Raw genomic sequence first — 14,717 nt, forward strand, 5'->3', positions numbered from 1 at the left:
TGTTGACCTTAGGGATCCACAGCCAACTCTTCCATGCAGTAGTTAACATAAAACCTTCTATTGAGTTACCCCACTAATGGTTTATTTCTATCTACCCATATAGAGCTTTCAAAAGTTCTAGTTAATACCAAGTAGCATTCACCGGTAGCACCCTCTATGGACAGTTTCACCGTCTGGTGGTGTCTTGCCGTCTTTGAATGCAATCCCTCTGATGGCAATGTCATACTACGCGTGCTTTATATAGTGCTTTGCAGCTCAATAAAATACACTGTAGCCTCTCGGAAGCTCCCACTGCAATCACCGGTTGTATTATATTCCAATCAAGACTGCGTTTGCATTTAACTCAATAATGAAACTGTTTGTCCCAGGTCGCCTTTGTCTATTTGGGGAACATAGTGATTGGGCAGGAGGCTATCGCTGCCTAAATCCCCAGCTCGAAACAGGCTACACCCTAATCACCGGAACCAATCAGGGACTTTATGCTCTGGTCTTATCTGATCCGACCGAGCTGATTATTCGTACTTCCGGTCGGGAGGGTGCCCCGACCCTTTGTATTACTTTACCAATGGAAAGGAGTGCTCTGCTCGCTGTTGCTAAAAAAGGCGGTTTTTTTAGTTATGCTGCTGGGGTTGCCTACCAGTGTCTCTCTCGCTATCCTGTCGGTGGAATTGAAATCGATAATTACCGCACTGACTTACCAATCAAGAAAGGGCTATCCTCAAGTGCAGCAATTTCCGTCCTAGTTGCCCGCGCCTTCAATCTTCTGTATGACTTAAACATGAGCCTCCAAGAGGAAATGGAGTTAGCCTATCTAGGGGAAACCACCACCCCTTCCCAATGTGGTCGGATGGATTTCGCCTGTGCTTATGGCAATCGACCGATCATGATGATGTTTGATGGTGATCACACCGATATTACTGAACTCAAGGTACCTCGGAATCTATTTTTTGTAATTGTAGACCTCGGGGCGAGTAAAAATACTCAGGAAATACTCGGTAAACTGAATCAGTGCTATCCCTTCGCCACTAACGAAATACAACAAAATGTTCAGCACTATCTTGGTTCAATCAGTTCTAAAATTACTCAGGAGGCCGTTGAGGCTCTGGAAAGGGGTGATGCTGAACGGATTGGTGCCTTGATGAATCAGGCACAAGCTGAATTCGACCGCTATCTTATCCCTGCTTGCCCTGAGCAATTAACTGCTAGAGTGTTGCACCACATCCTGAATTATGAACCAATTCAAGCTTATATCCTAGGGGGAAAGGGAGTGGGCTCTCAAGGGGATGGTAGTGCACAATTTATTGTTAAAGACAAGGAAAGTCAACAAAAGTTAATTAAAATTCTTGAGCGTGATTTCCCCCAAATGGAATCTTTGACGTTAACGATTTATGCAGACCAATAACGTTCGCAAAGCTGTAATTCCCGCAGCGGGTTTTGGTACCCGTTTGTTTCCAGCCACCAAAGTGGTAAAAAAAGAGTTATTTCCGATTATTGACCGGGATGGTAGGGCGAAACCAGTGATCATGGCGATTGTGGAAGAAGCAGTCAGTGCTGGGATAGAAGAAGTGGGGATTGTGGTTCAAAAAAGCGATCGCAAACATTTTGAAGAATTGTTTAAGTCGCCCCCCAAACCCGAACTCTTCGATAAACTCTCTCCAGAAAACCAAGCATACAGCCAACATTTACAGGATTTAGGCCAGAGAATTACGTTTCTGATTCAAGAGGAGCAAGAAGGCTATGGTCATGCTGTATTTTGTGCCAAAGAATGGGTAAATGATCAGCCTTTTCTATTGTTGCTGGGGGATCATGTTTACGCTTCTGACCATGAAAATTCCTGTGCTAGTCAAGTTCTAAACGTTTATAACCAGGTTGATCAGAGCGTTGTTGCCTTGACCGTAATGCCAGGAGAGATTATTCATAAAGCCGGTTGTGTGACTGGGATTTGGGAAGAGTCAGAATCACGGTTGCGTGTGACAGAGCTTTATGAAAAGCCTACTCTTGAGTATGCGCGAGCCCATCTCCATATGGAAGGAATGGCAGCGGATCAGTTTTTAGCGGTATTTGGTATGTATGTACTTAAGCCGAAAATTTTTGACTATCTTGAAGACCACATCAACCACAATATCCGTGAAAAAGGCGAATTTCAGCTCACATCCTGTCTTGATAAATTGCGACAAGAAGAGGGCATAACCGGTTATCTAGTTAAAGGTAAGTATTTTGATACCGGAATGCCCCAGTTTTATCGACAGACCATAATTGATTTTCCCAATTAAACTCAGGTGACTTGATCTGATTAATCCTATGTTTTTAATCCTGTTTCTCGAAACTAAGGGAAGCAGAATTCATACAGTAGCGTAAGCCTGTTGGTTGTGGTCCATCGCTAAACACGTGACCTAGGTGAGCGTCACAGACAGCGCACAACACTTCTGTCCTGCGCATAAATAGGCTGTTATCGGGTTCCTCCTTTACATTCTCTTCTTTGATAGGTGCATAAAAACTAGGCCAACCTGTCCCAGAATCATATTTGGTATCGGAGTTAAATAGCTCTGTGCCGCAACAGATACATTTGTAGATACCCTTCTCCTTATTGTTCCAGTATTCTCCAGTGAAGGCTCTTTCCGTTCCCTTCTGTCTGGTGACTTTATACTGTTCCGGTGTTAGCTGCTCTTTCCACTGTGCTTCAGTCTTTTGGACTTTAGTAACCATGGCTGAATCCTTGTGATAGTGTTTTGATGATACGTGGGAGGTGAGAGATCACCAATAGGGTGATCGGGTCTTTTGTAAAGAAAAGACATGTTTTGATACTTAACTTAACATTTTCTAGCACACAAGAGATGGGAAGTTTGGGGACTTTGGGAAGTTTGGGGTGTGTAGGGAGATGGACAGGGTTTGATTAAGGGTAATAATTCAAAGGTAATTATTAGCCCATGAGATGAATGGTCAGATAACCCTTCCGTGTCTACCACCGCTAAACGTCAGGCGTTGCTGATTCTGGGTATGGTTTCGCCCCCCTAACCCCCCAGCGAGCAATCCCTCGCTGGGGGGAATAAGACCTTCAAAGTCCCTCCCGGTGCCCTTTCCAATGGGCGAGTAAATCGCCCTTGGGTCGCACCGCAAAGTTGGGGGACCCACGGGGGCTTTAACATGCACCAGATGATTGCGCATTCATTCCTTAATTCAGCAACGCCAAACGTCATACTAAGTTGCGGTTAAAGGTATAACTTTCTGTTCCCCCAATCTCCCAATCTCCCAATCTCCCTATCTCCCTATCTCCCTATCTCCCAATCTCCCTATCTCCCTATCTTTGAATGCAACTCGGTATCAATCCTCCTGAGGATACTCATCCCACAGTTTCGTTACTTGCCGTATGCTCTGGTAATTACCATTCCCAACAATCAAGTGATCTAATACCGGAATACATAAGAGTTGACCTACCTGTAATAACCGTTCCGTTAGAGTAATATCTTGAAAACTTGGGTCAACACTGCCAGTGGGATGATTGTGAGCCACAATTACCTGTGTTGCTCCTTGGCGTAGCACTTCTCGGAAAATATCCCGGGGATTCGCAATGGTTTCTGTTGCGGTACCAACAGTAATAATCTGAGTACCCAACAAATGATTTTTAACATCGAGTAGCAACACAGCAAATCTTTCATGATTTTGCCACATTAAGTCATGACTCAAAGACGCTGCTGCTGAAGCTGGACTATCAATAATTACACCTTCTGTTGGTCGAGACAGAAATGCCCGTTTTCCCAGCTCCACTGCTGCTAAAATCGTTGTGGCTTTCGCTAGTCCAACACCATGAATTTGGGTCAATTCTTGAGCTTTAATATTCCGCAACACAGCCATTGGGTCTCGTTGGTCTTTAGCAAGTTCCTGTAAAATCAACTGTCCCAAACCCATGGCAGAAAGCTTACCTTTGCCTTGACCTGTACCTAAAAGAATTGCTAGCAGTTCCGCTGTCGCCAGATTTTTAGCTCCTAGAGCAACTAATCGCTCACGAGGACGTTCACTGATCGGAATATCAGCAATTCTCAGGCAATATGTCATAGATGTACACTGACTAAGACTGAAGGGATTTATTTTTAGTTATCCCGTTTTGACCTAAGAAAGCTAGATTCCATTGGCAATATCCTGATTATCCCAATAATCGAGATGGGGAGATGGGGAGATGGGGAGATGGGGAGATGGGGAGATGGGGAGATGGGGAGATGGGGAGATGGAGAAATTAGGTGTCAACAAACACAATATCATTAGCACAATTCAATAATACTGTCGTGCCAAATTGGCGATTTTGCCAAATCTTTACATAACTGATTTTCTTTAGTGCATAAGTATTTGAACAAAACCATAAAGGTTGAGTAGTGGATTGTCTAGGAAGGTTATCCCTTGAGTAGCAGACTTTTCGGCAACACCAATTACCTACCAACAACGAAAATCCGATAAATTCTAATCATATTGACTGACTTAATACCTCAAAGCTCGTAGTAGCTATGTTACAGTAATTAATTATTTACAATCAAAATATAAAGATTTATGCTAGACTGCTTCAGAATTACGTAAAATTTTGATGAATTTATCACAATCTTCGTCCCAATCACTAGGATTAGCTGAGATGATGTCAAATCGAAAGCATATAGACATCTACCAAATTAACTATGTCAAATCAACTATTTAATCTTTCAAGCCTTAACGGCAGAATTGGGTTCTCTATAAATGGTGTTACATTAGGTGACCGCTCCGGCTTCTCAGTCAGCAGCGCTGGAGATATCAACGGTGATGGCAATGCTGACTTGATTATCGGAGCCCCAGGGGCAGATCCCAATGGCCTTTTTTCAGGTACAAGCTATGTAGTGTTCGGTGGTCCAGGTGTCGGTGCTAGTGGTAGCATCGAACTCGCTGACCTAGACGGTACTAACGGTTTTGTTATTGCCGGTCTTAATTCAACTGGATTCTTAGGCTTCTCCGTTAGCAGTGGTGGAGATATCAATAGTGATGGTACGAATGACCTAGTAGTAAGTGCTCCTGGTGCTGGTGCCAACAACAATGGCGTGAGCTATGTGATATTTGGCGGTTCTACTGTCGGCTCTACTGGTAGCGTAGATATCTCATCTGGCTTCGCTATCAATGGTGTCGATCCGGCAGAATTTTCTGGTCATTCCATCAGCAATTTAGGGGACGTTAACGGCGATGGTAAAAATGACCTCTTGATTGGTGCTCCTCATGCCTTGTTGCCTATTTCTTCTCCCGGTCTTAATCCTGGCAAGGCTTATGTGGTATTTGGGGGCACACAAGCTCCTGGCGGTAGCCTAGACCTCTCCACTCTGGACGGCACTAATGGCTTCCTCCTCACCAGTAGTGTTGAAGGAAACTTGGCAGGTTTCTCAGTCAGTAGTGCTGGGGATATCAATGGTGATGGCATCAAGGATTTCGCTATCGGTGCTCCTGGTAGTGATTCTCCTCTGACTGACAACAGTTCTGCTGGCAAGACTTATGTAGTTTTCGGTGGTTCAGGTGTCGGTGCCACTGGAACCCTAGACCTCTCATCGATACCCTCTTCCGACCCCAAAACTGGCTTCGTCATTAATGGTATTGATGAAGGTTCTAGCCTTGATCTCGGTGACAGGGCAGGCTGGTCCGTGAGTGATGCTGGGGATGTCAATGGTGATGGTGTAAGTGATTTAATCATTGGGGCTCCCTTTGTTGACGCCGGTGACCAGACTAATGTTGGCCAGGCTTACGTAGTGTTCGGCGGCACGGATGTTGCTGGTTCAGGAAACTTAGACCTTGCAAGCCTCGACGGTACCAATGGCTTTGCGATCACAGGGATTGAACCAGAGGGTCTCCTGGGCTCGTCAGTTAGTTATGCTGGGGATCTCAACAAAGATGGGTATGCTGATGTTGCGATTGGAGCTAAAGGTGCAGGCAAAGTTTATGTGCTATTCGGCAGTGAAGGGTTGGGAACTACTGGCAGTGTAGACCTTTCTACCCTAGACGGGGAAAATGGCTTAGTTATCGAAGGTACTGACTCCCTAGGCTTCTCAGTAAGTGGAGCAAAAGACGTTAATAGTGATAGCATTGATGACCTAGTGATCGGAGCACCTGGTCTTGAGCTTAGTACAGCCAATGGCAACACCCCAGGGAATAGCTATGTCCTATTCGGTAATGTTGCTCCAGTGATAGACCTCAACGGTGTATCCCAACCCGAGCCACCTATCGTGCCCACTCCCGAGCCCACACCCGAACCAGCTCCCGAGCCAACTCCCGAACCAGCTCCCGAGCCAGCTCCCGAGCCAGCTCCCGAGCCAGCTCCCGAACCAGCTCCCGAGCCAGCTCCCGAGCCAGCTCCCGAACCAGCTCCCGAACCAGCTCCCGAACCAGCTCCCGAGCCAGCTCCCGAGCCAGCTCCCGAACCAGCTCCCGAACCAGCTCCCGAGCCAGCTCCCGAGCCAGCTCCCGAACCAGCTCCCGAACCAGCTCCCGAGCCAGCTCCCGAACCAGCTCCCGAACCAGCTCCCGAGCCAGTTACCACTCCCGATCCAGCTCCCGAACCAATTATTGCTGCTGCCCCAGCTATTCCAGCTCCTGCCCCAGCTCCAGATACCGACGGCATTGATGCTACTATCACATTTACCGGTAATCAGCTGGCACTGTTCCCAGGTGGCAACTTGACTCTGAGTGATGCTAATAACACCACTCTGGTTGGTGCAACAGTAACAATTGCCAATCTACTGAATCCCAAAGAGGAACTGCTTACTGTTGACAACACTGATACTGATATAACGGTTAGCTTCGATGCGGACAATGGTATCCTGACCTTAGATGGGGTAGATACCATCAAAAATTACCAGCAAGTCCTCAACACCCTCCAGTATGAAAACACATCTGGTGTGGATAACGATCCAGAGACAGTGTTTAATGCCCCTGGTCGCATTATCCAGTTTGTGGTTGATGATGGTTTAGCTTTCAACAACGTAAGTGAGGTAGCTACTCTGATTACCATCCAAGATAATGACTCGACGGTAATTGGTACTTTCCAGGATGATACCTTGCTTGGGGGTAATGGCAACGATAGCCTAGAAGGTAACTCAGGGGATGACTCCCTCGACGGTGGAGCCGGAAATGATACCCTGGTTGGAGGAGATAACTCAGACACCCTGCTCGGTGGTGACGGTGATGACGTCCTGGATGGTGGGACTAATGAAGACTTCCTGGATGGTGGAGCTGGTAATGATAACTTGTCTGGGGGAGAAAACTCAGACACCTTGATCGGTGGTGAGGGTAATGACTCCCTGTTTGGTGGTAACAGTGATGATACCTTAGAAGGCGGATTAGGGAATGATACCTTATCTGGCGGAGGCGGCTCTGACACCTACGTCTTGAGCCCTGGTGAGGGAACAGATACTGTGTTTAGTTTTGAAGATGGAATCGATCGGTTCGAGTTAGGTGGAGGTCTGACCTTTGATCAGCTGACAATTGGTAATAACCTTGGCGCAACTACGATTAGTGCCAATGGCGAAGTCTTAGCACAGGTGTTCGGAATATCCACGACTCAGCTCACAGCGGCAGATTTTATTGTTGATCAGGATGTAATCGTTTAATTCAAGAGCCGCACACCCACTTCCAGAGTGGGTGTGTTGGGCCTTGTTGACAAATCCGCTGTACTTGTTGCTCCAGACGTTTCTGTTCTAAGGGTGGTAATCCAAATAAAATATTGCGACTTTGCCAAACTAAGACGGCTAAGGTTGTGCCAATACAGATAGCTAAACCTAGTGCAGGCAAATGGTTGTAGATAATACTATACCGGAGTGCTGCCCAGGTAAAATGCGATCGCATCAGGGAAATTTCATACTGCCAAGCCCACAGGCTTAATGGAGCAACAGTTATCCAGAGAATGCCTACGAAAATCCACCTACCATAAACAGTTAATTGATGTAATCGTTTTACCCTGGCCTGAAGGATTGGGTCAAGGGTAATTTTTCGTCTTGGGCTATCTGGTTGCTCCATAATTAGAAGACTATTGAAAATGATAACTAAACTTCATCAGAAAATTCTGCTTCAATCACTGAAGTCCCCTCCTTTTCTGGATTAACTGCAACCTCGACTACAGACTGAGCTTTACCAGTGCGCTCTCTCCACCAAGCTAAGAGGGTACTGGCAATAAAAATACTGGAGTAAGACCCTGCTGTAAAACCAATAATTAGTGCTAAGGCAAAGAATTTTAGGGTTTCTCCCCCGAACAGCAAGATTGCTAACAGGGGTAGCAAGGTAGTTAAGGTGGTATTGATGGAGCGGGTTAAGGTTTGATTAACAGCATCCTCTACAATTTGATTGATATGTTGACCTGGCTTGAGTTTAATTACTTCTCGCACCCGGTCGTAAATCACCACAGTATCATTAACAGAAAAACCAATAATTGTCAATAGGGCAACCACAAATAAGGTATCGACTTCTACCCCTAGCACTAAACCTAGGATAGAGAAAAGACCAATAGCGATTAAGACATCGTGGAACAGGGCAACGAAAGCGAATAGGCCATAATCAAACTCGAATCGGAAGGTAAGGTAGACAAAGATGCCCACAAAGGCCATAAACAAAGCGATTAAGCCAGAAATAAACAGTTGCCTGCCTAAGGTGGGACCAACGGTGTCAATCTGAGTAGATTTGGGATCGAAAACACCAAGACGCTCCGTTAGGGCAGTTTGCAACTGGGTGCGTTGTTCAACATCTAATGTTTTAGTCCGAATTGTCAGGGCTTGTTTTTCTTCCCCTAGTATTTGGATACTGCTATTGCCAAGACCTTGTGCTGTCATGACGTCTCGCACCATAGCCAAATCGATGGGTTGATCGCAGTTTCCGGGTTGAGTACAGTCTCTCTCTAGCTGTAGGCGGGTACCACCAACGAAATCGAGACCTAACCGTAAAGGGGCTCCTAGTTGGAGAAAAGAAATCACCATGGCAATGATACCGACCGTAATCAGGGCGGTTGAGATGCTCCACCAAAGCGATCGCGTTTTAATTACATTAAGTTTCATATTGACTTTTCTATTAGTAAATCCTTATATAGCAAAGGGAGTAGGGAACAGGGAATAGGGAATAGGGAATAGGGAACAGGAATTAGGTAACAAAATTATCACAATTACTATACGGATTGCTATAAAGTAGTAATTATGAATTATGAATTATGAAATGGTTTTTTTGGTGGAACCGGAACATGGTCAACTAAACACTATATCCACAACTATATTCACAACTTTATCCATAACTAGGATGAAGGATTAAATAGGTTTTTTAGTTGAAACCGATCATAGCCAAATAAACGCTTTATCCATAACTAGGAATTACACTTCCTACTTCCTAGTTCCTACTTCCTAGTTCCTACTTTGTCAATTATTGGCTTGGTAAATTGGGGCAGAAGAGTTCTGGTTTCTGACGTATCCCTGGAAGTCCTAAAACTGCCACGAGCATCAGGGTGCGACTACAGGTCACGGCGGTAAACATACTGATTCCTACCCCAATGCCTAGGGTTACGGCAAAGCCTTTGACTAGACCTGAGCCTAGCCAAAACAGTACTGCACAGGCGATTAATGTGGTCACAGTTGCATCTAAAATACTAGAAAAGGCTCGGTAAAACCCGGACTCTACTGAGCGATACAAGGTCTTACCAGCACGTAATTCTTCCCGTGTCCGCTCAAAAATCAGCACATTGGCATCAACTGCCATACCGATACTAAGGATAAAACCAGCAATTCCGGGTAGGGTTAAGGTAACACCTAATAAGGCAAATGCTGCGATGGTGAGTAAAGCGTAGATACTCAGAGCAATATTAGCAATGATGCCAGGCAGTCGGTAATAGAACACCATAAAGATTAATACTAAAATCAGACCAACTACAGCAGCATAGATACTACGTTGAATACTATCTCGTCCTAAGGTTGCCCCTACGGTGCGATTCTCCACGATTTCTACTGGCAAAGGTAAGGAACCTCCCCGCAGCTGGGCAGCAAATTCATAGGCACTTTCGGCATCAAAGTTACCGGTAATCACTGCTGCACCACCACTGATGCCATTTTCAGCATATTGCGCTGCCACACTCGGAGCACTAATTAGTAAATTGTCGAGGAAAATACCAATGCTGCGTCCTGTACCGGCAATGTTCTTGGTCAGCTCAGCAAACTTTTGAGCTCCATCACTATCGAATCGAATAGCCACTTCCCAAGCACCACCAGTTTGAAGAGGTTGGGGACGAGCATCTTGGAGGTTTTTCCCAGTCAGACCAGTGCTTTCAAATAGTTCAAGGATGGCTTGGTTACTACGATTGATAGCAGCTTGATTTTCTGCGATCGCATCTCCATCACCACTGTTGCGCAATACCTCTTGGTTTAATTGTAGTTCTCGTAGCACTTGCTGTTCAACCTGCAGCTGTGCGTCTGTACCAATGTTTTGCTTGAGAAAATCCAGCTGTGCTGTTCCTCCTAGTACCCGTTCCGCTTGTTGCGGGTCATTGACACCAGGTAGCTGTACCAAAAGCTGGTCTTTGCCAACGGTTTGCACTACCGACTCAGAAACCCCTAGGGCATTGACTCGACCTTCTATAACAGTTTTAACTGCGTCTAATTGCTCAGCCGTGATTTCGGTAATCTCTTCGGTAGTGTTAATCTGAATTGTGAGTTGAGCCCCTCCCTGCAAGTCCAGTCCTAACCGGATTGGAAATTGCACCAGCAATATGATTGCTGTAATTACAAGTACTAGGATTAAGGCTAATAGTGAACGCTGTTTTTGCATAACTACGACCCGCCGCAACAAATGCTATGATAATCCGTTTTGGCGAGCCTAGTAACTGAGAAATTATAAAGTCTCAAGTCGTAAGCATATGCGCTACCCGCACGCGTGCGCGTTCAGCCATCAATGGTCAGCCGTGAGCTAAAAGCTCACGCGTGCGCGTTCAGCTTTACATGAGTCAGATTAAACGTAATGCTTACTTGTTTTCTTCAAAAGTTCCGTAGCTTCCCAATAACCTATCAGCACATCAAATAGCACCATCTGTAGCGCATTAGCTGATCGCTTAAGTAAAGTCAGCAAGTCTGAATGCTGGAGGTTTAAGTATTCCATCGATTGGTTACTTAGTATGCTTACTAAGTAATTGAAATCTTTTTAACCTCCAGCATCTACTAATCAGCAACGCCCCCTGCATGGCTAATGCCTAAGCTTTATTTGCCAAGCTTTATTTGCCAAGCTTTTAGTTAAATCCGCAAAGCCACCATCTTTTTCACACCCTCGACAATCTGATGGGGTTGGACAATGGTGAGATTTTCCAGAGTCCCGTTGTAGGGAGTGGGAATATCTTGGGATGAAAGCCTAAGCACTGGTGCATCGAGTTCATCAAACCAGCGCTCGTTAATCGATGCTGTTAATTCTGCTCCAATGCCACCGGTTTTCATGCACTCTTCTACAATAATGACTCGGTGGGTTTTGGCCAGTGAAGCACCAATGGTTTCAAAGTCTAGAGGCTTTAGGGAAATTAGGTCAATCACCTCAGGATCATAGCCCTCTTTTTCCAGCTGCTTAGCTGCTTGGATAGCGTGGTGACGCATCCGGGAGTAGGTAAGAATGGTAACATCTTTACCAGGGCGTACAACTTCAGCTTTATCAAGGGGTACTAAGTACTCCTGGTCTGGCAGATTTTCTTTGAGATTGTAGAGCAGGACGTGTTCAAAGAACAATACTGGGTTATCATCTCGAATGGCAGATTTAAGCAACCCTTTTCCATTGTAGGGGGTGGAGCAAGCAACGATTTTGAGACCGGGAACTGCCTGAAAGTAGGCTTCTAGACGCTGGGAGTGTTCGGCTCCTAACTGACGTCCGACACCACCAGGGCCTCTAACCACCATCGGGATTTTAAAATTACCACCAGAGGTATAGCGCAACATCCCGGCATTGTTGGAAATTTGGTTGAATGCCAGGAGTAAAAACCCCATATTCATGCCTTCGACAATTGGTCGTAAGCCTGTCATTGCTGCACCAACAGCTAGACCAGTAAAGCTATTTTCGGCAATGGGGGTATCCAGAAGCCGCAAGTCACCGTATTTTTTACACAGATCTTTGGTAACTTTGTAGGAACCACCGTAGTGACCAACATCTTCACCGATTACAAATACTGTCTCATCCCGTGCCATTTCTTCGTCTATGGCTTCACGCAGAGCATTAAAGAATAGTGTTTCTGCCATTAATAATTCAATATAGGGGGCTACTGTGATCGTAGCATTGCCAGAGCCATCGGATAAGGCACAGGGAAGTTTACCAGAGGTAAGTCGGGCAGATGCAAGCCTTAATCAATAGTTTGTTGAAGCTAATTCACTCTATCGTCCCGTTTGCTAACATAATCTCTATTATGATAGGATGCTTATTTTAAAATTCTGCTCAATTTGAGCATAACTCAAGGGATAGAATAGATTCAGCACTTCGGGGCATCCCTTAGCATAACTGCAAGCGTCAGGGGTCTAGGGTGACTACGCTTCGGAAAACCGAACCACTGGCTATATACAATTTTAATCAAAATATCATCTATATATATAGTAGTTGAAATTCATTGAACGAGTTGACAGCATTCATCTTGAGGAGAATAAAGGACGCATGGGCAAGGTAGTCGGCATTGACCTGGGTACAACAAACTCCGTGGTGGCTGTCATCGAAGGCGGTAAGCCGGTGGTAATTGCTAATGCGGAAGGTATGCGCACAACTCCGTCAATGGTTGGCTTTAGTAAGGATGGAGAAAGGGTTGTAGGACAATTGGCACGCCGTCAAGCTGTGCTTAATCCCCAAAATACTTTCTATGGGGTGAAGCGGTATATTGGACGTAAGTATGCTGAACTGAATCCAGAGTCGAAGCGGGTTGCTTATACTATTCGTCGGGATGAAAGTGGTAATGTGAGAATTAAGTGCCCCCGCTTGAAAAAAGACTTTGCCCCAGAGGAAATTTCTGCGATGATCCTGCGGAAGTTGGCGGATGAGGCCAGCCGCTACCTGGGAGAGGAGGTAACAGGGACAGTAATAACAGTCCCGGCTTACTTTAATGATTCTCAACGGCAAGCCACACGAGATGCTGGACGAATTGCTGGGTTAGAGGTTCTGCGGATTCTTAATGAACCAACAGCAGCGTCTTTGGCTTATGGCTTGGATCTAGAGGCAAGCCAAACCATCCTAGTATTTGATTTGGGTGGGGGTACCTTTGATGTCTCCATCCTAGAGGTGGGGGATGGGGTGTGTGAAGTGCTATCAACCAGTGGTGATACTCAACTGGGGGGCAATGATTTTGATCGAAAAATTGTTGACTGGTTGGCAGAGCAATTTTTGGAATCAGAGGGAATTGATCTACGACGCGATCGCCAAGCCCTACAACGGCTGACTGAAGCTGCAGAAAAAGCTAAGATCGAGCTGTCTGGGGTGGGTGTAACTGATATTAATTTGCCCTTTATTACAGCTACAGAAGATGGTCCAAAACACCTAGAAACTAGGCTGAAGCGCTCTCAGTTTGAAGAGCTATGTGTTGATCTAGTTAGTCGTTTGCGCAGACCCCTAAAACGAGCTTTCAAAGATGCTGGCTTAACTCCTATGGACATTGATGAAGTGATCTTGGTAGGAGGGGGAACCCGCACCCCGATGGTACAACAATTGGTGCGCAGCTTAATCGATCGGGAACCAAATCAAAACGTTAATCCTGATGAGGTAGTGGCAGTAGGAGCTGCAATTCAAGGAGGAATTCTCAACAGTGAAGTAAAAGATATCCTATTGCTGGATGTAACCCCGTTGTCCTTGGGTTTGGAAACTATTGGTGGGGTGATGAAAAAGTTAATCCCCCGGAACACGACTATCCCAGTCCGACGGTCTGATATTTTTTCCACCTCCCAAAATAATCAGACTTTGGTGGAAATTCATGTCCTGCAAGGGGAACGGGATATGGCAACAGATAATAAGTCTTTGGGTCGGTTTAAGTTGACTGGTATTCCCCCAGCACCACGGGGAGTGCCCCAAATTCAGGTGGCTTTTGATATTGATGCCAATGGGATTTTGCAGGTATTGGCACTGGATAAAACTACTGGTCGAGAACAAAGCATTACCATTCAAGGGGCTTCTACCCTGAGTGAGGCGGAAGTCAATAAAATGATTCGTGAGGCAGAAGAATACGCCGAGATTGACCGGGAACGACGGGAACGAGTAGAAAAGCGCAATCGGGCAGAAAGTTTGGCTAATGAAGCGGAACGGCAACTGCGGGAGGTAGCCCTAGATTTTGGTAGACAGTTTGCTAGTGGTTATCGGCGTCAGATTGAAGGCTTAATTCAGGAGATGCGTCAATCCGTTGCCCAAAATGATGACCGGGCTATTGATCGGACTCAAGGTGATCTACAAGATGCCCTCTATGAGCTCAAGCGAGAGGTACGGCTGCAATATGAGGACGAAGAGGATGATGACTTCTTTGGGTCAATTCGTCGCACCTTCACCGGAGATAGTGACACAGACCGATATTCTGAACGGGATTACCGCCGGGATTCCTATGACTCCTATGGGGCTAGTTCATCGAGATCCAGTCGCGATCGCTATCGCAGAAACCCCCTTGAAAATGATTGGGATGAGGATGATGATTGGTTCTAAATTAGTCAGTAGTTAGTTGTCAGTAGTCAGTAGCCATAACTAATTAGCAATTAGTCTTTAGCTAA

10 protein-coding genes are annotated in these 14,717 nt (G+C 45.7%); 4 read left to right on the plus strand and 6 right to left on the minus strand.

What is annotated here, in order from left to right:
- Positions 1–349 precede the first annotated feature (349 nt).
- The gene (locus BJP34_RS22475) at positions 350–1,402 is read left to right on the plus strand and encodes a mevalonate kinase (protein ID WP_070394263.1); all 1,053 of its coding nucleotides are present in this window, start codon (positions 350–352) and stop codon (positions 1,400–1,402) included.
- Complete coding sequence (locus tag BJP34_RS22480) at positions 1,389–2,273, plus strand: UTP--glucose-1-phosphate uridylyltransferase (RefSeq protein ID WP_070394264.1); 885 nt, start codon at positions 1,389–1,391, stop codon at positions 2,271–2,273. The genes BJP34_RS22475 and BJP34_RS22480 overlap by 14 nt, the downstream gene beginning before the upstream one ends.
- A 34-nt stretch (positions 2,274–2,307) precedes the next feature.
- Here the strand turns inward: BJP34_RS22480 and msrB are convergent, their stop codons facing one another.
- On the minus strand, positions 2,308–2,706 hold the full coding sequence (msrB, locus tag BJP34_RS22485) for a peptide-methionine (R)-S-oxide reductase MsrB (protein WP_070394265.1): 399 nt from the start codon (positions 2,704–2,706) through the stop codon (positions 2,308–2,310).
- A gap of 615 nt (positions 2,707–3,321) precedes the next feature.
- Complete coding sequence (gene radC / locus BJP34_RS22490; protein WP_070394266.1) at positions 3,322–4,053, minus strand: RadC family protein; 732 nt, start codon at positions 4,051–4,053, stop codon at positions 3,322–3,324.
- Positions 4,054–4,661: 608 nt separating this feature from the next.
- Between radC and BJP34_RS44090 the strand changes: the two genes are divergently transcribed.
- Positions 4,662–7,604: an FG-GAP repeat protein gene (locus tag BJP34_RS44090; RefSeq protein WP_070394267.1), complete on the plus strand. Its 2,943-nt coding sequence runs from the start codon at positions 4,662–4,664 to the stop codon at positions 7,602–7,604.
- Between the two features lies 1 nt (position 7,605).
- On the opposite strand, the gene BJP34_RS22500 is transcribed toward BJP34_RS44090, so the two are convergent.
- The 4 genes from BJP34_RS22500 to BJP34_RS22515 form a co-directional block, all read right to left on the minus strand.
- On the minus strand, positions 7,606–8,010 hold the full coding sequence (locus BJP34_RS22500; RefSeq protein ID WP_070394268.1) for a hypothetical protein: 405 nt from the start codon (positions 8,008–8,010) through the stop codon (positions 7,606–7,608).
- A gap of 26 nt (positions 8,011–8,036) precedes the next feature.
- On the minus strand, positions 8,037–9,038 hold the full coding sequence (gene secF, locus BJP34_RS22505; RefSeq protein ID WP_070394269.1) for a protein translocase subunit SecF: 1,002 nt from the start codon (positions 9,036–9,038) through the stop codon (positions 8,037–8,039).
- A 355-nt stretch (positions 9,039–9,393) separates the two neighbouring features.
- Entirely contained in the window at positions 9,394–10,788 is a 1,395-nt protein-coding gene (gene secD / locus BJP34_RS22510; RefSeq protein WP_070394270.1) for a protein translocase subunit SecD, read from the minus strand.
- A 458-nt stretch (positions 10,789–11,246) separates the two neighbouring features.
- Positions 11,247–12,230, minus strand: coding sequence for an alpha-ketoacid dehydrogenase subunit beta (locus BJP34_RS22515; RefSeq protein ID WP_070394271.1), 984 nt, complete (start codon positions 12,228–12,230; stop codon positions 11,247–11,249).
- 406 nt (positions 12,231–12,636) lie between these two features.
- Between BJP34_RS22515 and dnaK the strand changes: the two genes are divergently transcribed.
- Positions 12,637–14,652 (plus strand): molecular chaperone DnaK, encoded by a 2,016-nt coding sequence (gene dnaK / locus BJP34_RS22520; RefSeq protein WP_070394272.1) that lies wholly within the window; start codon positions 12,637–12,639, stop codon positions 14,650–14,652.
- The last annotated feature ends 65 nt before the right edge of the window (positions 14,653–14,717 follow it).

The sequence above is a fragment of the Moorena producens PAL-8-15-08-1 genome, from assembly GCF_001767235.1.
Taxonomy (GTDB): Bacteria; Cyanobacteriota; Cyanobacteriia; order Cyanobacteriales; family Coleofasciculaceae; genus Moorena; species Moorena producens_A.

Bases quoted from the DNA above. Each gene is read 5' to 3' on its own strand.
- secF (WP_070394269.1), bottom strand. From the start codon at position 9,038: ATGAAACTTAATGTAATTAAAACGCGATCGCTTTGGTGGAGCATCTCA.
- dnaK (WP_070394272.1), top strand. From the start codon at position 12,637: ATGGGCAAGGTAGTCGGCATTGACCTGGGTACAACAAACTCCGTGGTG.
- BJP34_RS22500 (WP_070394268.1), bottom strand. From the start codon at position 8,010: ATGGAGCAACCAGATAGCCCAAGACGAAAAATTACCCTTGACCCAATC.
- msrB (WP_070394265.1), bottom strand. From the start codon at position 2,706: ATGGTTACTAAAGTCCAAAAGACTGAAGCACAGTGGAAAGAGCAGCTA.
- BJP34_RS22515 (WP_070394271.1), bottom strand. From the start codon at position 12,230: ATGGCAGAAACACTATTCTTTAATGCTCTGCGTGAAGCCATAGACGAA.
- secD (WP_070394270.1), bottom strand. From the start codon at position 10,788: ATGCAAAAACAGCGTTCACTATTAGCCTTAATCCTAGTACTTGTAATT.
- BJP34_RS22475 (WP_070394263.1), top strand. From the start codon at position 350: ATGAAACTGTTTGTCCCAGGTCGCCTTTGTCTATTTGGGGAACATAGT.
- BJP34_RS22480 (WP_070394264.1), top strand. From the start codon at position 1,389: ATGCAGACCAATAACGTTCGCAAAGCTGTAATTCCCGCAGCGGGTTTT.
- BJP34_RS44090 (WP_070394267.1), top strand. From the start codon at position 4,662: ATGTCAAATCAACTATTTAATCTTTCAAGCCTTAACGGCAGAATTGGG.
- radC (WP_070394266.1), bottom strand. From the start codon at position 4,053: ATGACATATTGCCTGAGAATTGCTGATATTCCGATCAGTGAACGTCCT.